Source organism: Candidatus Liberibacter solanacearum CLso-ZC1 (genome assembly GCF_000183665.1).
Classification (GTDB): domain Bacteria; phylum Pseudomonadota; class Alphaproteobacteria; order Rhizobiales; family Rhizobiaceae; genus Liberibacter; species Liberibacter solanacearum.
Genome location: NC_014774.1, coordinates 503,620 through 525,628 on the forward strand (window position 1 = coordinate 503,620; position 22,009 = coordinate 525,628).

Below are 22,009 nucleotides of genomic sequence, written 5' to 3' on the forward strand. Positions count from 1 at the left end.
TACTCCCGATCAGATCAGAATATCTGAGTAAAGCTCCGAAGAATTGGGCTCTTCATCAGATTGGGCAAATTCTACACTATCATTTACAATTTTACGGACACTCATTTCTATTGCTTTTAAGTCACTTTCACTAGCCCATTTTTTTTGTAACAATCGTTCACGAACTTGCTCAATTGGATCATGGTTGGTACGCATGTCATTTACTTCATCACGAGTGCGGTAAGTTGCTGGATCAGACATAGAATGACCTCTATAACGGTAAGTTAGCATTTCTAGTATAATTGGACCCTTGTTAGCACGACAATATGCAGTTGCTTTTTCGATTGCGGCTTTAACAGATCGCACGTCCATGCCGTCGACTTGTATACCTGGTATATTAAAGGATATGCCTCTCTTTGACAAATTAGGTTGTGCAGATGCTCTAGCTACAGAAGTTCCCATGGCATATTGATTGTTTTCGATTACATAAATTACACCGAGCTTCCACAGTTCGGCCATATTAAAGCTTTCATAAACTTGTCCTTGATTTGCGGCACCATCTCCCAAACAAACAACACACACTTTATCAGATTTGCGATATTTATTTGCAAACGCAATTCCTGTTCCGAGGGAAACTTGCGCTCCTACAATCCCATGTCCTCCGTAAAATCCGTTTTCGGTAGAAAACATATGCATAGATCCACCCTTGCCCTTTGATATACCACCCTGGCGACCAGTCAATTCTGCCATGACTTTTGATGCTTCTACCCCACAAGAAAGAATATGTCCATGATCTCTATAGGCTGTAATCATTTGATCGCCTTCAGCCATAGCCATTTTCATCCCAATGATAACTGCCTCTTGACCAATACAGAGGTGGCAAAATCCTCCTATCAAACCCATACCGTATAATTGCCCTGTTTTTTCCTCAAAACGACGAATTAACAACATTTTTTGATAAGCCGACAATTCTTGCGTTTTATCAAATTCAGAAACTTTAAATTCTTTAAAAAAAGAAATATCCATATGATCTACTGAAGATATTCCATTTTCTTTACCGGATATAGATGTGTTAAGAGCCATTTTATATTTCCAACGTCACGTCTTGTTTTTGCCTACATAAATCATAGTAAACTTAATTTTTTTTTAGAATATACCTCATACCAATAAAATAACATCGTTAATTCGCACAAAGTTAAGCATAAAATACTTTTTTTAACATAAGTAGGAGACATAATTATATCTAAAAATTAGGATAGAACAAAATAATTTCATCACTACGAGATAAATTTAGATTGTAACGTGCCTTTTCATCTAAGAGATCTTTCTCTAAAGACCCATCGCTCATTAGTTTTACTTTACGTTCTAGTTTAGAGCGAACTTCTTGTAATTCGAAAAGAAATCGCTCTCGTTCAATGAGAGATTTTTCCAAGGATTTTGTTTCTTCCAAACCGCAATCATCTTTTATAGCATGATTAATAAAATAAATTACGGAAAAAAAAGCTATAACTCGAAAAACTATTCGGAAAAATTTACCCTTTTTATAATGTCTTGTCCACATATCTAAAAACTTTGCAATAAAACGCCTTCTTGAAATAAGATACACTCTTCACAGTAGTTTATATATGAATGCGTCATAAAATCTTCATGTCAACCAAACATCTGTGTTTGATGGTGTATTTATTGTTGAGTGAGAATAGAGTATCCAGCAAATTTTGCTTGCTTTCCAAGATTTTCTTCAATGCGAATTAATTGATTGTACTTTGCAAGCCTATCTGATCGCGCCAGAGACCCAGCTTTAATTTGCCCGCAATTGGTTGCTACCGCTAAATCTGCTATTGTATGATCTTCTGTTTCTCCTGATCGATGAGAAATAATGCTCGGATATCCCGCCATATGTGCTTTTTCTATCGTATTGAGCGTTTCAGAAACGGAACCAATTTGATTGGGTTTAATGAGTATTGAATTTGCAATTCCTGATTCTATTCCTTTATGTAAACGCGCAGGATTCGTAACAAATAAGTCGTCCCCCACTAGTTGGCAATGTGTTCCTATCTTATCAGTCAGAATTTTCCATCCATGCCAATCATCTTCCGACATGCCATCTTCTATAGAATAGATAGGATAACGCTTAACAAGATTGGCAAGATAATCAACCATCTCATTTGGTTGCAATTCTAAATTTTCACCCTCTAAGATATATTTACCGTCTTTAAAAAATGTAGTTGCGGCACAGTCAAGAGCAATAAATAAATCTTTCCCTGCAATATAGCCTGCTTTTTCTATAGAATGAACGATTAAATCAAGCGCAGAATCAGCAGTTTTGAGCTTGGGAGAAAATCCTCCTTCATCTCCTATATCGGTGCTATATCCTTGTGATTTTAATTCTTGTTTTAGGGTATGGAATACTTCTGCTCCCATGCGAATAGCTTCACGTATGTTTTCCGCCCCTACAGGGAGAATCATAAATTCTTGAAAATCAAGAGTATTATCGGCATGGAGACCGCCATTAAGAATATTCATTAGGGGGACTGGGAGAACGTGGGCATTACAACCGCCCCAATACTGGTATAAAGGCAAGTTAGAGGTTTGTGCGGCGGCTTTAGATACAGCAAGAGACACGCCGAGGATAGCATTGGCTCCAAGACGAGATTTATTGGGGGTACCGTCAAGATCAATCATTATTCTATCAATGAGAAGTTGGTTCCTAGCATCATACCCTAGCAATGCCGCGCGAATTTCATTATTAACGAATTCAACAGCTTTAAGGACCCCTTTACCAAAGTAGCGTTTTTCTTTGTCTCGCAGTTCAAAAGCTTCATGAATACCAGTAGATGCGCCGGATGGCACAATAGCATGGCCTGAACTTCCATCTTCAAGATAGACATCTACTTCAACAGTTGGGTTTCCTCGGCTATCAATAACTTCGCGGGCGATAATATTGTTAATGAACATAATGTCTTCTTCCAATTGATCCTAGAATAATGTTGTCATATTTGGACTATGGTTGTATCCGATCGATTCTATAGTGATTTTATAACTTTGTCGATAGAAAGCAATTGGGATAATAGTTTTGGAAGATCGTCTATGTTGATCATATTTGGGCCATCGGATGGGGCATTGTCAGGATCTTGATGTGTTTCTAAAAATATTCCAGCAATTCCTATAGCAACCGCAGCTTTTGCAAGGGGGGCGATGAATTCTCTTTCTCCTCCGGAACAATTTCCACGTATTCCAGGTTGTTGAACGGAATGGCTAGCATCAAAAATGACAGGCACTCCCATGGATGCCATGATAGGAAAAGAACGCATATCAGTAACTAGGTTATTATAGCCGAAAGAAGTTCCACGCTCACAAAAAAGCACGTCCATTGCTCCATTGGCATGGAGTTTTTGTAGAACATTATGCATTTCCCAAGGAGATAAAAATTGTCCTTTCTTGACGTTAATGACACGTCCTGTTTGAGCTGCCGCTATCAATAAATCAGTTTGGCGACAAAGGAAGGCGGGAATTTGCAAAATATCAACGCTATCTGCTATGGCTTTACATTGTTGCTCAGTATGAACATCTGTGAGTATAGGAAAGCCATATTTTTTTTTCAAATCCAGAAAAATTTCTCGTCCTTTTTCAAGCCCTATGCCGCGTTTTCCTGCCAGCGAACTGCGATTGGCTTTATCAAACGAAGATTTATATACCAATCCTATGTTGAGAGATTGACAAATTGCATACAGTTTTTCTGCCATCATAAAAGCATGTTCGCGGCTTTCTATTTGACATGGTCCAGCAATGAGTACAAGACGTTTTTGATTAGAAAATGTGACCTGTTTTTTACCATGTCCAAGTTGAATTTCTAGGTTAGTATGTGTCATGTTCTTCCTATTGATCTTAATTTTTACCGTGCATTGTGTAAATTAAAGAATATATAAGGAGTGTACAATCCTTTGTATAAAATAGAATTAGTAAAAGGTGGCTATCTTTTTTCTTTCAACACGATATATTCTTAAATGGGGGAAAAGTAGGGGGTATTTGAGTTTTGTTGTTAGTATTGTGTTTTTTCAGTATATGCCATGTGGATATTCGCTTGAGGAGAAATCCTTAAAATGTTGACGCTTAAGCAAAAAGAGCTTTTGGATTTTATTCAAGAATATTTTGAAGCTACAGGTCTTTCTCCGTCTTTTGATGAAATGAAAAAAGCTTTGAGCATTGCTTCTAAGTCTGGAATATATCGTCTTGTCCTTTCTTTGGAAGATCGAGGTTTTATTCGCAGAATTCCTAAACGAGCTCGTGCCTTGAAGATTGTTAAAATTCCAGAAAATTTGAAATTATCTGAACGATCTACGCAAGATTCTGGCGTAGGTGGGGAAAGGGGAAAAGAGAAATTTTGTTATTCACCGGTGCCCTTTATGGGCTGTATAGCGGCAGAAGTATCTATTTCTTCTGTTCAAAAAAGGATGCGTGATATTCTTGTTCCTTCGACAATGTTGAGGGAAGGAAAGCATTATGCTTTTGAAATGGAAGATGATTCGATGATTGGAGTTGGTATTTTACAAAGAGACATCGTCGTGATGTGTAGTAGTAAATCTGCTGATCCGGGAGATATAGTTTTGGCATTTTTAGATGATAAAAATGCTACTCTTAAGAGATTCCGACAAAAAGGTGATTCTATCGCTTTAGAATCCGCTCATCCTGCATATAAAACACGGATATTCCCCTTGAATAGTGTAAAAATTCAAGGAAAATTAGTAGGATTAATACGTCACTACTATTCGTAGAAAAAATTCTATTATAATCTATCATAGTTTTGACTTTTAAAATTCAAAATAAACTGTCTATTCTATTCTTAGTCCATGGAAGTTTGATATTTTCTATTGTTCTTTGAATAATAAATTTCACTCTATCATTGTTATTAGACGGTGGAATTATTGTTATTTCTAAAGATCCATTCTTATTTAACATTTCTGGTGAAATTAAGAGAGAAACATTGCATAATTTAGTATTTATATCCCTTATTGTCGTTATGAGAATATCGGATAATTGGCAAGCTAGGCGGATTGCTTCTTTCTTTTTAAGAGCGCCCACAATGATGCCACTTTTATGGTATCCGATGCAAAGTGATTTGTTGATGCAGATAAATTTTCCTGGCTGCATTGATTGAAGGATTTCTTTTAAGGTAGATTGACTTATGTTATGGATATCTTCTTTTTGTACCTGAGGTGCTTCGTGGAATGGAGTTACTAAGGCTGATTTCCATTGAGAAAATATAAAAGGTGGAGGATTTACATAATTGGACATAAGAGTGTTTTTGTTCACAAATGCAACAAGTTTTCCATCTTCGGATATGAGAAGGTCAGGGAGAGGGGGATAGGGATAAATAAAGAGAATGGCTATTGCAATCCCGATAATTGCAGTTCCAATATGGCGAATATTTGTTTTGAGAAACGCTAATAATAGAAATCCAATGACTATGCTAATGAATAAAGTTTGGGATATTCTTCCTATGCAGAATTCATTGCCTATTTTTGAAATTGTATGTGCAATGTGAATAATGATATTAATTCCCCAGCCCATCACATGTAAGGGGATATCATCTAAAGAAAAAATCATTAATAAGGCTGCTATAAGCCCTGCTGGCATAACAACAAATGATAGGATTGGTATCGCAAGAATATTTGCGATTAAACCGTATATAGGTATGCAGTGAAAATGTTTGATTAAAAAAATTGAAGCCGCAACGCTTCCTACTAACGATGTGAGAAAAATCACTTTAAAAAAATGGATTATTGCAGTCAGAATGATTCCTTGATCGGGCATCATTTTGAGTAAAGGGTGAGGATAATTTCGTTTTGCCAGATAGATCCGCTTGCTATGAGAGCGGCGGTTGTTGCAAAAGACATTTGAAAACTAGGTCCCATTACTTCTGAGGGAGCAATGCAAATCATGAAAATGGCGGTTACTGCTATACTACGTAATCCGATGAAATATGCGTCAAATAAGTAAGAAAATAGAATTATTACGGTCATAAAATAGGCTCTTTGAGCAGAGATACTCGCCCCCGATATTAAAAAATAAGTAGTTACTGTTAAAAGAGCGCCGAAAGATGATATTTTCTTGATTGAAAATCTTTCTGCAAAAATTGGAAAGCAAGCAAGGATTGAGCGCATGCCGAAAAAAAAAAGACCCGCCGCTATTGTCATATTGATTCCGGAAATGGCTATTATATGCGCCAATCCAGATTTGCGAAGAGATTCTATAGTTTCGCTAGATATGGCTCGGCGTTCATCGGTTATTAGAGCCGCAGCAAGAGCACCGATATCGCCGGAAAGTTTTGTGCGAATGTATATTCCTATTTTTGCTCGAATATCATACAAAAAAGATTGTGGTGTGATTAAAAATTGTTTCCAATTATTATGTGAATCAGAGAAAGGTATTGTTCTTGGAGTGGAATAGAAATAGCCAACAGCACCAATGCCCTTATAATAAGAAAAAAAACTAATGTCAAAAAGCCCCGGGAGGGCAGGTCCAGATGGAGGGGATAGTCTTGCGGTTCCTTCTATTATGTTTCCAGAAGGAAAGGGGTCATGTTTTTTAGTGACGGATAACATTACCTGTTGAGACAACAATTCTGAATGATAATGATTTGTTTCAAGGATTTTAACTAGATAACGCCATTTTCCATCTTGCATAGGTTCACGCCATTTTACTATTCCACGTAAAGTAGTTGTAATAGGGTGAGAAAGCATGATAGTAGGATTGCGTAGAGTTTCAATAACAGCAAGGGTCATTCCTGTTAGAAAATATGTCAGGATGCTTGCTATAAGAAATGTATTAGGGTGCGAATATCGAATTTTGAGTGATATGAGAGTTGTAATAATGCAACTAAATACAATTACCCAAGTGGGTATTTCTGTTTTTTTTGTAAACCAAAATGTTGCTCCAAATGCCATAAAAACAGGAATAAATAAGAAGAAACGTCCATATTCTTGTTCTAGTTGTATAAGGTGCTTTAAATGTTGTATAGTATAATGAAAATTATTAAAAATTTTTTTTTGAAGCATATGATTGATTGGTTTATGGAAGATAGGTTGTCTCGAAGTTATTTTTATAAGATTGAAATAATATTTTAGTATTTATATTAAGAACATTTCTATTATGTAGCATACACAATTTTGTGTATTCGGATACTAGGTATTTTGATTATTAATTTCGCTTTTAAATACGACATAAGATTATTTTGAGGAAAGTTGTTTATGATGGATAAATTTGCAAAACTCTATTTAGAAAATGAGCAGATGGATCTGCTTATAAGGAGAGGTAGTCTCGGCTCTTCTGTGATAGATATATCGTCTCTTAATAAGAGTGGGATTTTTACGTATGATCCTGCTTTTTCTGCCACAGCCTCTTGTGAATCGAAAATAACTTTTATTGACGGTAATAATGGAACATTGTTGTATCGCGGTTATCCGATTGAACAGTTGTCAGAGAAGAGTGATTTTTTAGAAGTTTGTTACTTATTGTTACATGGAGAGCTTCCCGACGCAGAACAAAAAAAGGACTTTGATTATAAAATCTCAAGGCACACTTTATTAAATGAGAATATGTCTCGTTTTTTTACAGGATTTCCAAGTAATGCACATCCTGTGGCCATGTTGGTTAGTGCGGTAGGTGCTTTGTCGGCTTTTTATTACAGTCCCTCCGATGTTCAAGATCTTGAGCAATGTGTGACTGTATCCTTGCGGATGATTGCCAAAATATCCACTATAGTTGCAATGATTTATAAGCATTCTATAGGGCAGCCCTTTGTATTTCCAAAAAACAATCTTGATTATGCGTCGAATTTTTTACACATGTGTTTTTCGGTTCCTTGTGAAGAATATCATGTTAATCCTTTGCTAGCCCGTGCTATGGATCGTATATTTATCTTGCATGCTGATCACGAACAAAATGCCTCTACATCTACGGTGCGTTTAGCGGGCTCTTCTGGGGCAGATCCTTTTGCATGCATTGCTGCTGGTATAGCTTGTCTTGGAGGGCGTGCACATGGTGGAGCGAATGAAGAAGCGCTTAATATGTTGAAGGAGATTGGTTCTCCCGAACGTATTCCTCAGTATATAATGCGCGCTAAAGATAAAAATGATTCATTTCGGATTATGGGTTTTGGGCATCGTATCTATAAAAATTATGATCCTAGATGTCGCATTATGCGAGAGACCATGTATGAAGTATTGGAGGCCACAGGGAATATCAATGACCCAATAGCACAAGTTGCAATTGAATTAGAAAAAATTGCTCTTAGCGATGAGTACTTTATTGAGCGAAAACTCTATCCGAATGTTGATTTTTACTCTGGGATAACATTAAAATCTTTAGGCTTTCCAACCAATTTATTCACGGCATTATTTGCATTGGCTCGTACGGCAGGTTGGGTTGCGCAGTGGAAAGAAATGATAATGGATCCATCTCGTCGAATAGGTCGTCCTCGTCAACTTTATACAGGATCTGTGAAGCGTGATTATGTGCCTTTAGAGGAAAGAGCTAAGAGAGATTAAAATGGAAAGGTGTTGTTGTAACGAGCATTAGAGGTTAGTGTTTTTCTATTGAACATTTCATTGTTTTTTGAAAGATGCGTTGTTTTTTGTTTTTTCTGATTTTAAGAAACAATATTGCGCATATATATCTTTTGTTAGAAATAAGTAATTGCGTGTCACACAGTCAGTGTTAAAAAATATATGAGAATAGATAACTTTTAGGGGGATTGATTGAGGTATTTTTCTATGATGGATGAGGTCTATGGGCTCTGATAAAACACCTAATTCAGATGATTTGGTTGAAGAGAATTTTAACTCTGTTTCTTTAAAATCAGCTCTTGAAGAGAGATATCTTGCCTATGCGCTATCTACAATTAAGGAGCGCGCAATTCCAGATTCTAGGGATGGGTTTAAGCCCGTACATAGACGTATTATCCATGCAATGAGTGAAATGGGTTTGGATTTCAATGCTGCTTTTAAAAAGAGTGCTCGTATTGTTGGCGAAGTGATAGGTAAGTTGCATCCGCATGGAGATCAATCGGTTTATGATTCGTTAGTACGTCTGGCCCAATCTTTTGTTCAAAGGTATCCGCTTATTAGGGGACAGGGTAATTTTGGTAATATTGATGGTGATAGTGCGGCAGCTTATCGTTATACAGAGGCACGTATGACTCAAGTCGCTGACTTGATCTTGCAGGGAGTAGATGAAAATGCGGTTGATTTTCGTGATACATATAATGAAGAAGATTCTGAACCGGTTGTTTTCCCAGGCAAGTTCCCCAATCTTTTAGCTAATGGTTCGTCTGGCATTGCTGTTGGGATGGCGACCTCTATTCCTTCACATAATGTTGAAGAAATTTGTGAAGCGGCTCTCATATTGATTAATGATCCAGAATCTTCGCTAGAAAAGTTGCTTGAGCATATTATTGGACCTGATTTTCCAACGGGTGGTATCATTGTTGAAAGTCGGGAAAGCATTTTTGAATCCTATCGTTCAGGACGAGGGGGATTCCGAGTCCGTGCAAAGTGGTGCGTTGAAGACCTTGGGCGTGGTTCATGGTGTATTGTGGTTAGTGAGATACCTTATCAAGTTCAAAAATCACGATTAATTGAAAAAATTGCTGATCTCATTATGACGAAGAGAATCCCTCTGTTAGAGGATATTCGTGATGAATCAGCTGAAGATATACGAATTGTATTGTTTCCTAAAAATCGTTCAGTAGATCCAGATTTATTGATGGAATCAATGTTTGTATTAAGTGATTTGGAAACACGATTTCCATTGAATATGAATGTTCTTTCAATGGGTCGCGTTCCTCAAGTTATGTCACTTGATGGGGTATTAAAAGAATGGCTTGTACATCGCCGGGAAGTTCTTTTGCGGAGATCATCTTTTCGTATGCAAGCGATTGATCGTCGAGTAGAAGTATTGAAAGGTCTCTCAATTGCATATCTGAATATTGATGAGATCATTGCTATTATTAGAAATGAAGATAAGCCAAAATCGGTGATGATATCACGTTTTTCTCTTACGGAGAATCAAGCTGATGCTATCCTCAATTTGAGATTGCGTTCGTTACGTAAGTTAGAAGAATATCAGATAAAATCGGAATTAGATAATTTGCTTCTTGAAAAAGACAATCTTAATTTATTGTTGAACTCAGAAAAAAAACAATGGGATCAAATAGCTTGCGAGATTCGTGAGGTGAAAGAGATTTTTTCTAAATCAACGGATTTGGGTAGAAGACGCACAGTATTTTGTGAGGCATTGAAAACTGATAAAGTAGCAGTGCAACAAGCTATGATTGAAAAAGAACCAGTAACGGTCGTGATTTCTAAAAGAGGTTGGATTCGATCTTTAAAAGGACATTCTATAGATTTATCTGCCCTTAATTTCAAAGAAGGTGATGGTTTAAAAATAGCATTCCATGCTTATACTACCGAAAGAATATTGCTTTTCTCAACTGATGGAAGAGCATATACCCTTCCTGTTGGAAATTTATTGAGTGGACGTGGTCATGGAGAAGCGATACAGCTTTTAATTGATATTAACCATAATCAAGACATCATGGCTGCATTTGTTCAGGATCCGACATGTAAATTATTGTTTGTATCCAATAAGGGCAACGCTTTTATAGTACAGGAATCGCAGATTATTCCCAATACTCGTAAAGGCAAACAATTTTTCAAGGTTTCTTCTGGAGATTCAATGAAGTTAGTTGTCAAAGTAATTGGTGATAATGTTGCTGTGGTTGGAGAAAATCGTAAGCTTTTGATATTTCCAATAGATCAGATTCCTGAAATGAATCGAGGAAAAGGTGTGCGTCTGCAATCATATAAAGATGGTGGTGTTTCTGATGTTGTATGTTTTAATATAAGTGAAGGGCTCACCTGGGTAGATAGTGCGGGGCGTTCTTTTAATCGATCCAAAGATGATTTGATAAGATGGTTGGGTAAGCGTGGAGGGGCAGGATCTCTAGTTCCGAAAGGATTCCCCCGTTCAGGTAATTTTTTTAGTAAATAATGTTATTGATTTTTTCTTGGGATATTTTTTAAAAACAAGATTTTTGTAGGGCGGATGTTTTAGATATTACGCGCGCTATTGTAATCGTGAACTGATTGTTTTTGGTATTTTAATCTGATGTTGCAATTAAGAATGATTAAGAATATGAGCTGCTTCCATTGCGAAATAAGTAAAGATACCGTCGCATCCTGCGCGTTTAAAAGATAACAGACTTTCCATCATTGCGTCATTTTGATCGATCCATCCTTGGATAGAAGCGGCTTTGATCATAGCGTATTCACCTGATACTTGATAAGCAAAAGTAGGTAATCCGAATTTTTCTTTGATACGAAAGCAGATATCTAGATAAGGCAATCCTGGCTTTATTAAAAGCATATCGGCGCCTTCTTGAATATCCATAGAGGCTTCACGAATTGCTTCTTGTGCGTTAGCAGGATCAAGATAATAAGTTTTCTTATCCTCTTTCAAAAGTCCTCGTGTAGAAATTGCATCGCGATATGGTCCATAGAAGGAAGAGTTAAATTTGACAGCATAAGGCATAATACAAACGTTTATATGTCCTTTATCATCAAGTCTTTTTCTAATTTCGCGCACGCGTCCATCCATCATTTCTGATGGAGCAATGATATCCGCACCTGCATCTGCTTGTATTACTGCTGCCTGTGAGATGATCTCTACGGTTTCATCATTAATAATTTGACCATTGCGTAATATGCCATCATGCCCATGTATAGTAAAAGGATCTAAGGCAACATCTGTGATGACACCTATATCAGGAATATTTTTTTTAATAGCATGAATACCTTCATTAATAAGATTATGAGGATCAATAATATGTGATCCTGTATTGTCGCGTAAGTCTATTGGTATGTTAGGGAATATGGCAATAGCGGGTATTCCTAAATCGGCAGCCTGTTTTATTTTTTCTACTGCCATATCAATGCTCATACGACTAATGCCAGGCATAGAGTCTATTGGTTCTATTATATTTTTCCCAGAAGTTAAAAACATAGGGAAGATGAGATCATTAACGGACAGCTGATGTTCACGAACAAGTTCTCGTATCCAGATGGCTTTACGATTGCGTCTCATACGTTTATGGCAGCATATATTATGACTCATTGTATTTGGCATCGCACAAATGCTTGTCCTCTCGTACTATTTAATCAAGGAGTATCATATAAAATATAAAGAGAAAAGTTAAAAATATCAAATTAAAATATACTGTTAATACTAATTTTTGGAGTGTAAGGATGGCTCATTGTATGTTTTTAAGCGATCTTAGAATGTGGTTTTTTGACTCTGCTCATTTTGTTATTTGTCCAGATTAACATTTAAAAATTTAAAAACCAGATGATGGGAATGAGCGATTTTTTTTGACAAATATTTATTTTGATATATTAATTTTAATATATTAAAAGTAAATGTGTATTTTTAACATGTAACATTTATAACATTTTGGTATGTAGGAATAAAATTCATATTAATAATATAAATATTATATTTGATAACGAGGAATTAAGGCTGAGTTTTAATTAGAACTTGAATAGTTATGCGTTAATATCTCTCTTTACATGGTTCCGAGAACTATGATTTTTAAAACCAAAGAGGCATATTTATGAAAAATAATATAGGATCAAAAATAATTTTAAAAACAGATGGTAATATGGAAAATAATATATCCTCTTTATATGTGGAATGTTTGCGTTTAGTTGAACGTTTACACAGAGGTCTTTTGGATGTTACAAGAGACGAATTTGAGAGGCAGGGTCGCAGTGATGTCAATGCTGTACAAGCTCTTTTACTTTTTAATATTGGTGACCTTGAATTAACTGCTGGTGAATTGCGTTCGAGAGGATACTATTTGGGGTCTAATGTATCCTATAATTTAAAGAAAATGATAGATCTTGACTTCATTAAGTGCCAAAGATCACATATTGATAAGAGGTCGATTCGGATTAGTCTCACTCCATCGGGGAAAGAGGTGGCAGAAACTATTTCTAAGCTCTATCAACGTCATATAGAGTCGATTGATAAAGTAGGAGGATTGTCTGTTGATGACTTTATTGAAATGAACAAACTATTACAGCGTTTAAATCGTTTTTGGGGAGATCAAATTGCATATCGTCTTTGACAAATAGAGATATAATTTATGAGAATAATTGATTAGGTATTTATTGCTTAAGTTAGCAATTTTCCCTTTCCATGCATAATATTCCGTAGTTTGCTTTGTATTTATAATTATGTTCGCGATTTTATTTTATTTTATGTTATTGTTGCAAATATGTAATATTATTTTCGCATAATGTTCTAGTTACAAGGCTTGTATAGGGAAGGGAATATGATTAGTTATTTAAAAATAATTAATGTTGTACATCGTTTTTTTACTTATTTAATATTACTTATGGGTTTATTTCTTGTGAAATATCCTGTTCGTGCTGATATATTAGATGAAATTACTAAAGAATCGTATCATGCTAATGTGGATAATCGTTTTGATACGTTGCTTTCTCGTCCGGATATTGGGATTGATTCATATGCTGCAATTGTTAGTAATGAAACAATTACCAATACTGAAAAGGCGATTGTATTTTATCAAGATATAGTTAGCAGGGGTGGCTGGCAACAATTGGCAAATCGTCCTTTGCGTTTAGGTGATTCTAGTGTTTTAGTACAGAAATTACGCGAAAGATTAATAATTTCAGGTGATCTTGATTCTTCAAAAGGATTTTCTTCGGTATTTGATTCATATGTTGAATCTGCGGTAAAATTTTTTCAAGCTAGGCATGGGCTATTTCCTGATGGAGTTGTTGATATAGCAACTCTCAAGGCTATCAACGTTCCTGCGGATCTGAGACTTAGACAATTGCGTGTAAATCTTTTGCGCATTAGCAATCTTTTAAAAAGAAAGATGGGTAGTCGTTATGTGTTAATTAATATTCCTTCTGCGTCGATGGAAGCTGTTGAAAATGATAAGGTGGCATTACGTAGTGTCGCTATAGTTGGAAGAATTGATCGTCAGACTCCTATTCTGCATTCTAAAATAGATCGTATTATGTTAAATCCATATTGGGTTATTCCACGCTCTATTATTAAGAAAGATTTGGTGGAGTTAGTGCGGGAATCTCCTGAATATTTGAAAGAGAGCAATATCCATATAATAAATGATAAGGGGAAAGAAGTTCTTCCAGAAGATGTGGATTGGAATAGTGCGGATCTTCCTCATTTCATTTTTCGGCAGGATTCTGGGAAGAATAATGCAATGGCTTCGACTAAGATTGAATTCTATAGTCAAAATAACTCTTATATGCATGATACTCCAGAACCTTTTTTGTTTAGTCAAACTGCACGCTTTGAAACCTCAGGGTGTGTTCGTGTAAAAAATATAATCGATTTAAACGTATGGCTTCTTAAAAACATGCCTGGTTGGTCACGACATGATATTGAAGAAGTGATAAAAACGCGTAAAACTACTCCCGTTAAGCTTGATAAGGAGGTCCTGATACATTTTGTTTATATATCAGCTTGGTCGACAAAGGATTTAGTTGTTCAATTTCGGGATGATGTTTATGGATTAGATAATGTCTACATCGATTCTATTCCTCTTCCAGGAAAGTATCCTGTAAATTCCACTTGAAGATTTATTGTCGGAGGATGTGTGTGTGCGTTTAACTGATAATTTGAGTACTAAGCTCTATAAATTGGGATATTAGGAATTGTATCATGGTTGTAATGTGTAAAAATAATTTTTTTAATCAATCTTTGGCAGAATCTGATCCGGATATTTTTTCTCTTATTGGGAAAGAAGCGAGTAGACAGAATCATGAGATACAGCTTATTGCTTCTGAAAATATGGTTTCGCGCGCTGTTTTAGAAGCACAAGGATCTATTCTTACCAATAAATATGCTGAAGGATATCCTGGCAATCGTTATTACGGTGGCTGTCAGTATGTCGATTATATTGAAGATATTGCGATTGAGCGGGCGAAAAAGTTATTCGATGTTAATTTTGTTAACGTTCAACCTCATTCTGGATCTCAGATGAATCAGGCAGTTTTTTTGGCATTAATGCAACCTGGTGATAGTTTCATGGGTTTGAGTTTGAATTCAGGGGGACATCTAACCCATGGATCGCCGGTGAACATGTCTGGAAAGTGGTTTAAATCCATTCCTTATAATGTTAGAGAAGCAGATGGTTTGCTTGACATGGATGAAGTTAAAAGCTTGGCTTTTTCGCATAAGCCTAAGCTGATTATAGTAGGTGGAACAGCCTATTCTCGCTTTTGGGACTGGGAACATTTTCGTTCGATTGCCGATTCTGTCGGTGCATATCTTATGGCTGATATATCGCATGTTTCCGGACTTGTTGTAGGAGGGCAACATCCATCTCCTGTTCCACATTGTCATATAGTTACGACGACAACACACAAGTCTTTAAGAGGCCCACGTGGTGGATTGGTGATGACTAATCACGCAGAATTAGCTAAAAAGATTAATAGTGCGGTTTTCCCAGGATTACAGGGAGGTCCGTTCATGCATTCTATTGCGGCTAAAGCAGTTGCGTTTGGTGAAGCTTTAAGCCCTGGATTTAAAGATTATGCTAAGCAGATTACGCTGAACTCTCAAGCTCTTGCAAAGAAAATGCAAGTTTTAGGATTTGATATTGTTTCTGGTGGTACGGATAACCACCTTATGTTAGTAGATTTGCGTACGAAGAAGATGACAGGTAAAAATGCTGAAAGTATTCTTGGACGGGTTTCTATTACTTGTAATAAAAACAGTGTTCCATTTGATCCAGAAAGTCCATTTGTCACTTCTGGTATTCGTTTGGGTACGCCATCTGGTACAACGAGAGGATTCAAAGAAAAAGATTTTGAATATATAGGTGAGTTGATTGCAGAAGCTCTTGATGGATTTTCGTCCGGCGAACTGAATCATTCAGTAGAATTATCTGTTCTTCATAAGGTTAAAGAGTTTATTTCTCTTTTCCCTACCTATGATTTTGCTTGTTCGGAAGTCAAGTAGTTGTTTTTTATACTATAGGAACTTATATAGTGTCCCTATCTTCTCTTGATGAAAGGTTTATGTCTGTTGCGTTACGATTTTCTTGTTGGGGGACAGGATTGACAGGGACTAATCCATCTGTTGCTTGTTTGATCGTAAAGGATGGTATTATTGTTGGAAGGGGTGTCACTGCTTATGGAGGACGTCCTCATGCTGAAACTCAAGCTCTTGAAGAAGCCGGAGAAAGAGCACGTGGTGCAACGGCTTATGTCACGTTAGAGCCGTGTTCACATTATGGTCAAGCACCTCCTTGTGCAAAATTTATTGTTGAAGCCGGAATAAGTCGTGTTGTTGTCTGTGTTATTGATCCTGATGTGCGAGTTTCTGGGCGTGGATTACAGTGGTTGTCACAAAAAGGAATTGTTGTTGATAAGGTATTAGAAAGAGAAGGAGAGAGAGTTCTTGGAGCTTATTTAACGCGTCAAGTAAAAAATCGTTCTCATGTAATTCTGAAGCTTGCATTATCACAAGATAATATGATTGGGATAGTTGGATGTGGTAATGTTTCTATCACGGGATTGATTTCAAGAAAGCAAGTACATTTACTAAGAGCGCAGTCAGATGCTATTCTTGTTGGTATAGGCACGGTAATATCTGATAATCCAGAATTAACTTGTAGATTAGATGGGTTAAAAGATCGTTCTCCTATTCGTATCATTTTGGATCCACATTTAAAAATATCTCTTTCTTCTAGGATTATGCAAACAGCATCGTTAGCGCCAGTTATTATTGTAACTGAAAAAAATGATTGTAATCTTGCTCTTTCTATAAAAAAAAAGAATGTAGATATCGTTCATTGTAATTGTCGTGATTTGAAAAAGTTATTAGCTATATTGGCAGATCGTGGTATTACTTCTTTATTGGTAGAAGGAGGGGCGAGGGTAGCTCGTTCTTTTATGATGTCTGGATTCGTTGATTCTATTATTCTTTATAAGTCACAGAAAATTATAGGTACAAGTGGTATTGCTTCTCCTTTGGAAGAGGAATTTATTGAAAATAATTTTATGTGTGTTCGACGTGATGGTTTTGGTTCTGATGTTTGTTTTGAGTATGTAAGGAAAAACTTTTGTTTACAGGAATCGTTACTGATATAGGACAAATTATAGCTATCATGCCAATAGCCAAAGGCTTACGGTTGCGTTTGATGACATCCTATGATACTTCCACTATGAGAGTTGGATGCTCTATAGCACATGCGGGTATTTGTTTGACAGTTGTGCAATTATCAGACGAGAGCTCTGTAAACAATTGGTATGAAGTAGAGATTTGGGAAGAAACTAATCGTTTGACCAATGTGGTTGCATGGGAGATAGGTACTTTTGTTAATTTAGAACGTTCTATGAAATTAGGTGATGAATTGGATGGACATCTTGTTTCTGGTCATGTTGATGGGACGGTAGAAATTCTTTTTATGGATTTTTTTGGTGATTCTGTATATTGTCGTCTCAGCCTTCCCCATAACTTAGAGAAATTTATAGCGGTTAAAGGATCTGTATGCCTTAATGGAGTATCTCTAACAGTGAATTTAGTGGGGGATAATTTTTTTGATGTTTTATTAATTCGCCATACTATTGAACAAACAACTTGGAGTATGCATAAAACAGGTGATTTAATTAATATAGAAGTTGATTCTATGATGCGGTATATCTCTCGGTTATGTGCATTTACTGCTTTTAAATAAAATATAGTAAAATTTTGATGGTTTGTTGAGGGGTTGTCTGATTTTTTTATTGTAGTGGAGTATTGGTGAGTGGCGGTTTTGGTTCCTCGTGTTTTGATTATAGAAGCACGCTTCTATGAAAATCTTTCTAAAATGCTTCTTGAGGGTTGTGTAAATTTTTTGAACAACAAGGATGTGAAATGGGATTCGGTGGTAACGCCAGGCGTTTTAGAGATTCCAGCTGCTATTAGCATGGCAATGAATGCTACTGCCTATCAAGTGTATAATGGAATTATCGTTCTTGGCATTGTAATGAGGGGAGAGACTTCTCACTGTGATATTATAGCACAGGCGGTAACACGTGGGCTTATAGATATTTCGATTAAGGATTCTTTGCCTATTGGGAATGGAATTGTTGTAGTAGATAACGAAAAACAAGCCCTAGATCGTGTTAGTTCTGCTTGTTTAAATAGAGGGGGATGTGCAGCTCGTTCTGTTCTCACAATGATTGAATTAAAAGGTTTTTTTAACAATAGATTTCATGACAATACAAGATAATAAAACAACTGTTAAGCTAGCTCTCCGAAGAGGGATAGCAAGGATTTCTGCGGTACAAGCACTATACCAAATTGATATAGTTGGTTGTAGTCTAGTAGATGTGATTTCTGAATATGAGATGCATCGATTTTGTGCCGATAAGGATATAGATGAGGACAATATTTATTCGCAAGTTGATTTAGAGTGGTTTCACACCATCATGCATGGTGTTGTCAAAAATAAAGAGCTTGTTGATTCATTGATTTCCTCTTGTCTGACAGAGAAATGGAGCTTTTCTAGATTGGATTTGATTTTATGTGCTATCTTGAGAGCGGGTGTATTTGAATTAATTGAATGTCATTCTGTTCCAGTAAGGGTCATTATCTCTGAATATGTTTGCATAGCGCATGATTTTCTTTACGGAGATGAGCCAAAATTCGTTAATGCTGTTTTGGACAAAGTATCTCGTACACCAGAAGTGCAGAGTAAAAGAAGTGATTCTGCTATAATTCAATAAATTAGTAGCTCTATTTTTTAATGTGGAGTCGCAAAAGAAGGAGACTGAAATAGTTATTTTTAACTAGCCTCGACCACGGTATTGGGGAACATCTTGATTGGGAAGGAATATGCCTTTTGGAGGAGAAGATGTTTGCCAAAATATATCAATAGGCATGCCTCCTCTAGGATACCAATACGCACCAATACGCAACCATTTTGGTTCAAGGACTTGTACTAACCTCTTCGCAATATAAATAGAACAATCTTCGTGGAAAGAAGGATAATTACGAAAAGAAGTTGTAAATAGTTTAAGAGATTTTGATTCTATTAGCCAATTTTGGGGTATATAGTCTATGATTATATGTGCGAAATCTGGCTGAGAAGTAACGGGACATAGTGAGGTAAACTCCGGTATTGTAAACCTCACAACATAATTGCAATCTTTGTGGTTGGATGGAATCTTTTCTAGGGGAGCTTCTTTGGGATTATCGTGAATTTTTGCTTTCCTTCCAAGAATCGACAGTCCATCTAATATGATTTCAGACATTGCTCCCCCTATAATTGGACGTGAATTCCATGGACCCGTTCATTTTCAGGTTCAATATGAATAGTGATGATAGCTTGATTAATATCTTCTTCTATGGATTTTTCCAAGTGATTGCAAATTTTATGTGCGTTTAAAACCGTCATATTTGAATCTACTACTAAGTGAAAATTTATGAAAAAAGTTGCGCCAGCCTGTCTTACTTTTAAATCATGGATTCCAAGTGATCCAGAAGCGTTGAGTGCAATAATGTTTTTTATTTTCTCTAAATACTCTGGCTGGACGGCGCCATCCATGAGATTTTTTATAGAAAATGATATTACTTTCCATCCTTGATACAACATATTCAGAGCTATCAAAATTGCCATGATGGAATCTAGCGAAGTATATTGTGTTATGAGTGTTAAGCAAAGTCCACAAAAAACACCTATGGACATTATTACATCTGAGATAAAATGTTTTCCGTTCGCTTTGAGTGAAGCGGAATGTTTTTTTTCTCCATAGTAAATTAGCCATTTGCCCCAAAATAGACTAATTGTGCTAGCGGTAAGGCTGATGAGCAAGCCTACTATTGAAATATCGTTAGAGAGGGGACTATAAGAATTGTTCCAAGATTCGTAGAGTGCTATCAATGCGATATTTACCATCAGCAACCCTTCTACGACGGCTGCAATATATTCTGCTTTTTGATGTCCAAAAGGATGGGTTTTATCAGCAGGGCGAGATGCATATTTTATTGTAAAAAAAGATATAATTGCTGTGATAATATTAACGATGGATTCGAGACCATCTGATAGCAATGAGACAAAACCAGTAATATACCATGCAAAAATCTTTAAAGAAGTTATTGCTATGGATATTAAGATTCCCCATAACGCCATTTGTAACATGTTCGGACAATTTATTTTCATGAAGAGGTTTGTTTTCCTTAATATATTTTATCATACCTCATCTGTAGGATTTGTCATTTATATCAGAATCTTTGGTCAATGTCATTAATGAATATTTATAATATTAGTTTCAATTTTACTCTTACTTGGGATAATCATTACCTCTTCTTTATAGATATAAAAAATATAAAATAAACGCTATTTTAATGATATTTTTAAAAAATAGGATGAGATAATAACTTGTTTATTACTTGTTCCTTTCTATAGATAATATTTAAATTGTTTATATACTGTAGTAGCGAGGAATCAAGGTCCATGGTATGATATACGTTTAAGACCATGAAAATGGTTTGAAATATTCATTTTTCTAATTGCGTTCATTTAGCATATAACAGTAGTTTTTAAAAGAAGAGAAAAATCATTTTGGTAATGCTATAGTTCTAAGAAATGAGTGTTTGCTATGTGATTAGTTCTTTAATCCCAAACTCTCATTCTTTTTCCGTTTTTAGTGGCTGATATTTGAGGAAATAGCAGAAAGATTTGGAGAGGTTAAATTTTATTTTTTGAGGATATATGCTGTGAATATCATTCATATTTTTTGAAGAGAAAAAGTCATTCTATCTTTGAAAAATGTTGTATACAAAGGAGTGATGTGTATCTTTTAAATGATGATTTGTCAGATCTTCACATTCTATTGCGGATAATAATTGACATTGCGTTTGTTGGTTTTTTATCACTATTTATTATGCGTATTTTTTTATGATATTAAAGAATTTAATATTCTCTGTTGTAAGGATTGCAGTGATTAAATTCAAAAAAAGGTACTTAGTGATGTATAAAGTATTAGGGTTTATTGTCTTTTTTTCTACAGCATTTTCTATGGGTTATGCCAAAGATTCTGATTTTTGTGCGCCCGTGCATTTCTCGGATACTGGATGGACTGACATTACGACTACGACATCTATGACTTCGGTTATTTTGGAAGAAATATTGGGTTATAAGACCAATATTAAATTGCTTTCAATGCCCGTTACTCTTCGAGCACTGAAAAACAAAGATATAGATGTCTTTATGGGATATTGGTATCCATCACATGAAAAATCCATTGCTCCATATGTAAAAGAAGGATCGATTAAAGTTGTGGCGGAAAATCTTCAAGGAGCAAAATATATGCTTGCAGTCAATGATGCAGGATTCGCACTTGGCATAAAGAGCTATCAAGATATAGCAAAATATAGTCAGCAGCTTGGCTATAAGATTTATGGCATTGATCCTGGAAACAACGGTAATCAGCGTATTTTGGATATGATTCAATCTGATAAGTTTTCTCTTAAGAATTTTCGCTTAATAGAAGCTTCCGAACAGGCTTCTTTTGCTCAAGTTCGGCGCAACCAAAAAAATAATATTCCCGCAGTCTTTTTAAGTTGGGAACCTCATCCTATTAATCTTGACCTTAATATACATTATTTACTCGGTGGTGAAGATATCTCTGGATTTGGAAAAGCATCCGTTTATACCGTAGTTCGTTCGGATTATATAGACAAATGTCCTAATGTAGGTAGATTACTCAAAAATATTAAATTTTCCGTTGCATTAGAAAATGAGATGATGAAATTAGTTTTGCATGATAAAAAAGATCCTAAATCTGTTGGAAGGGATATTTTGCGTTCTAATCCTGATCTTTTAAAGGGTTGGCTTGTGGGAGTTACAAGATTTAATGGAGAAGATCCCCTTAGTGAAGTGGAAAAATTTATAAAAAACTAAATATTTAATTGGCGGTTATGTTGT

At 35.9% G+C, this 22,009-nt stretch carries 20 protein-coding genes; 11 read left to right on the plus strand and 9 right to left on the minus strand.

The window, feature by feature from the left end; translation table 11 throughout:
* Positions 1–9 precede the first annotated feature (9 nt).
* The 4 genes from pdhA to kdsA form a co-directional block, all read right to left on the minus strand.
* Entirely contained in the window at positions 10–1,005 is a 996-nt protein-coding gene (gene pdhA / locus CKC_RS02290; protein WP_050780915.1) for a pyruvate dehydrogenase (acetyl-transferring) E1 component subunit alpha, read from the minus strand.
* Positions 1,006–1,222: 217 nt separating this feature from the next.
* Complete coding sequence (locus CKC_RS02295) at positions 1,223–1,540, minus strand: FtsB family cell division protein (RefSeq protein WP_044054076.1); 318 nt, start codon at positions 1,538–1,540, stop codon at positions 1,223–1,225.
* Positions 1,541–1,659: 119 nt separating this feature from the next.
* Entirely contained in the window at positions 1,660–2,934 is a 1,275-nt protein-coding gene (eno, locus tag CKC_RS02300) for a phosphopyruvate hydratase (RefSeq protein WP_013461876.1), read from the minus strand.
* Between the two features lie 68 nt (positions 2,935–3,002).
* Entirely contained in the window at positions 3,003–3,848 is an 846-nt protein-coding gene (gene kdsA, locus CKC_RS02305; RefSeq protein ID WP_013461877.1) for a 3-deoxy-8-phosphooctulonate synthase, read from the minus strand.
* A gap of 231 nt (positions 3,849–4,079) precedes the next feature.
* On the opposite strand from kdsA, the gene lexA reads away from it, so the two are divergent.
* Positions 4,080–4,751 carry a transcriptional repressor LexA gene (lexA, locus tag CKC_RS02310; protein ID WP_013461878.1) on the plus strand — a complete coding sequence of 224 codons (672 nt, stop codon included), beginning with the start codon at positions 4,080–4,082 and terminating at the stop codon, positions 4,749–4,751.
* A gap of 43 nt (positions 4,752–4,794) precedes the next feature.
* Here lexA and CKC_RS06385 read toward each other — a convergent pair whose 3' ends face one another.
* Positions 4,795–5,742, minus strand: coding sequence for a ComEC/Rec2 family competence protein (locus tag CKC_RS06385; RefSeq protein ID WP_338028862.1), 948 nt, complete (start codon positions 5,740–5,742; stop codon positions 4,795–4,797).
* Positions 5,743–5,789: 47 nt separating this feature from the next.
* Positions 5,790–7,034, minus strand: coding sequence for a ComEC/Rec2 family competence protein (locus CKC_RS06390; protein WP_080550987.1), 1,245 nt, complete (start codon positions 7,032–7,034; stop codon positions 5,790–5,792).
* Between the two features lie 192 nt (positions 7,035–7,226).
* Between CKC_RS06390 and CKC_RS02325 the strand changes: the two genes are divergently transcribed.
* Complete coding sequence (locus tag CKC_RS02325) at positions 7,227–8,525, plus strand: citrate synthase (protein WP_013461879.1); 1,299 nt, start codon at positions 7,227–7,229, stop codon at positions 8,523–8,525.
* Between the two features lie 241 nt (positions 8,526–8,766).
* Positions 8,767–11,028 carry a DNA topoisomerase IV subunit A gene (gene parC, locus CKC_RS02330; RefSeq protein WP_013461880.1) on the plus strand — a complete coding sequence of 754 codons (2,262 nt, stop codon included), beginning with the start codon at positions 8,767–8,769 and terminating at the stop codon, positions 11,026–11,028.
* Positions 11,029–11,154: 126 nt separating this feature from the next.
* On the opposite strand, the gene hemB is transcribed toward parC, so the two are convergent.
* The gene (hemB, locus tag CKC_RS02335) at positions 11,155–12,162 is read right to left on the minus strand and encodes a porphobilinogen synthase (RefSeq protein ID WP_013461881.1); all 1,008 of its coding nucleotides are present in this window, start codon (positions 12,160–12,162) and stop codon (positions 11,155–11,157) included.
* A 484-nt stretch (positions 12,163–12,646) separates the two neighbouring features.
* Here hemB and ldtR point away from each other — a divergent pair, with 484 nt between their 5' ends.
* The 7 genes from ldtR to nusB all read left to right on the plus strand — a co-directional run bounded on the left by ldtR (position 12,647) and on the right by nusB (position 18,806).
* A complete protein-coding gene (gene ldtR / locus CKC_RS02340; RefSeq protein WP_013461882.1) occupies positions 12,647–13,162 on the plus strand; it encodes a transcriptional regulator LdtR in 516 nt (171 codons plus the stop codon).
* 207 nt (positions 13,163–13,369) lie between these two features.
* Positions 13,370–14,665, plus strand: coding sequence for a L,D-transpeptidase family protein (locus CKC_RS02345; protein WP_013461883.1), 1,296 nt, complete (start codon positions 13,370–13,372; stop codon positions 14,663–14,665).
* Between the two features lie 86 nt (positions 14,666–14,751).
* Positions 14,752–16,053 (plus strand): serine hydroxymethyltransferase, encoded by a 1,302-nt coding sequence (gene glyA / locus CKC_RS02350; protein ID WP_013461884.1) that lies wholly within the window; start codon positions 14,752–14,754, stop codon positions 16,051–16,053.
* Between the two features lie 29 nt (positions 16,054–16,082).
* On the plus strand, positions 16,083–17,186 hold the full coding sequence (ribD, locus tag CKC_RS02355; RefSeq protein WP_013461885.1) for a bifunctional diaminohydroxyphosphoribosylaminopyrimidine deaminase/5-amino-6-(5-phosphoribosylamino)uracil reductase RibD: 1,104 nt from the start codon (positions 16,083–16,085) through the stop codon (positions 17,184–17,186).
* A complete protein-coding gene (locus CKC_RS02360; RefSeq protein WP_013461886.1) occupies positions 17,159–17,773 on the plus strand; it encodes a riboflavin synthase in 615 nt (204 codons plus the stop codon). Before ribD ends, CKC_RS02360 begins: the two co-directional genes overlap by 28 nt.
* A gap of 69 nt (positions 17,774–17,842) precedes the next feature.
* Positions 17,843–18,310: a 6,7-dimethyl-8-ribityllumazine synthase gene (gene ribH / locus CKC_RS02365; RefSeq protein WP_013461887.1), complete on the plus strand. Its 468-nt coding sequence runs from the start codon at positions 17,843–17,845 to the stop codon at positions 18,308–18,310.
* Positions 18,294–18,806 carry a transcription antitermination factor NusB gene (gene nusB, locus CKC_RS02370; protein ID WP_013461888.1) on the plus strand — a complete coding sequence of 171 codons (513 nt, stop codon included), beginning with the start codon at positions 18,294–18,296 and terminating at the stop codon, positions 18,804–18,806. The genes ribH and nusB overlap by 17 nt, the downstream gene beginning before the upstream one ends.
* Positions 18,807–18,869: 63 nt before the next feature.
* On the opposite strand, the gene queF is transcribed toward nusB, so the two are convergent.
* On the minus strand, positions 18,870–19,334 hold the full coding sequence (gene queF / locus CKC_RS02375; protein ID WP_013461889.1) for a preQ(1) synthase: 465 nt from the start codon (positions 19,332–19,334) through the stop codon (positions 18,870–18,872).
* An 8-nt stretch (positions 19,335–19,342) separates the two neighbouring features.
* Positions 19,343–20,242 (minus strand): cation diffusion facilitator family transporter, encoded by a 900-nt coding sequence (locus CKC_RS02380; protein WP_013461890.1) that lies wholly within the window; start codon positions 20,240–20,242, stop codon positions 19,343–19,345.
* Between the two features lie 810 nt (positions 20,243–21,052).
* Between CKC_RS02380 and CKC_RS02385 the strand changes: the two genes are divergently transcribed.
* Positions 21,053–21,985, plus strand: a complete 933-nt coding sequence (locus CKC_RS02385; protein WP_013461891.1) for a glycine betaine ABC transporter substrate-binding protein — start codon at positions 21,053–21,055, stop codon at positions 21,983–21,985.
* Positions 21,986–22,009 lie beyond the last annotated feature (24 nt).

What these genes read in the sequence shown, in the direction of transcription:
- CKC_RS02385 (WP_013461891.1), top strand. Translation starts at nt 21,053, where the DNA reads ATGTATAAAGTATTAGGGTTTATTGTCTTTTTTTCTACAGCATTTTCT.
- glyA (WP_013461884.1), top strand. Translation starts at nt 14,752, where the DNA reads ATGGTTGTAATGTGTAAAAATAATTTTTTTAATCAATCTTTGGCAGAA.
- CKC_RS02295 (WP_044054076.1), bottom strand. Translation starts at nt 1,540, where the DNA reads ATGTGGACAAGACATTATAAAAAGGGTAAATTTTTCCGAATAGTTTTT.
- CKC_RS02380 (WP_013461890.1), bottom strand. Translation starts at nt 20,242, where the DNA reads ATGAAAATAAATTGTCCGAACATGTTACAAATGGCGTTATGGGGAATC.
- nusB (WP_013461888.1), top strand. Translation starts at nt 18,294, where the DNA reads ATGACAATACAAGATAATAAAACAACTGTTAAGCTAGCTCTCCGAAGA.
- CKC_RS06390 (WP_080550987.1), bottom strand. Translation starts at nt 7,034, where the DNA reads ATGCTTCAAAAAAAAATTTTTAATAATTTTCATTATACTATACAACAT.
- lexA (WP_013461878.1), top strand. Translation starts at nt 4,080, where the DNA reads ATGTTGACGCTTAAGCAAAAAGAGCTTTTGGATTTTATTCAAGAATAT.
- CKC_RS02325 (WP_013461879.1), top strand. Translation starts at nt 7,227, where the DNA reads ATGATGGATAAATTTGCAAAACTCTATTTAGAAAATGAGCAGATGGAT.
- hemB (WP_013461881.1), bottom strand. Translation starts at nt 12,162, where the DNA reads ATGCCAAATACAATGAGTCATAATATATGCTGCCATAAACGTATGAGA.
- ldtR (WP_013461882.1), top strand. Translation starts at nt 12,647, where the DNA reads ATGAAAAATAATATAGGATCAAAAATAATTTTAAAAACAGATGGTAAT.
- kdsA (WP_013461877.1), bottom strand. Translation starts at nt 3,848, where the DNA reads ATGACACATACTAACCTAGAAATTCAACTTGGACATGGTAAAAAACAG.
- queF (WP_013461889.1), bottom strand. Translation starts at nt 19,334, where the DNA reads ATGTCTGAAATCATATTAGATGGACTGTCGATTCTTGGAAGGAAAGCA.
- CKC_RS02345 (WP_013461883.1), top strand. Translation starts at nt 13,370, where the DNA reads ATGATTAGTTATTTAAAAATAATTAATGTTGTACATCGTTTTTTTACT.
- parC (WP_013461880.1), top strand. Translation starts at nt 8,767, where the DNA reads ATGGGCTCTGATAAAACACCTAATTCAGATGATTTGGTTGAAGAGAAT.
- pdhA (WP_050780915.1), bottom strand. Translation starts at nt 1,005, where the DNA reads ATGGATATTTCTTTTTTTAAAGAATTTAAAGTTTCTGAATTTGATAAA.
- eno (WP_013461876.1), bottom strand. Translation starts at nt 2,934, where the DNA reads ATGTTCATTAACAATATTATCGCCCGCGAAGTTATTGATAGCCGAGGA.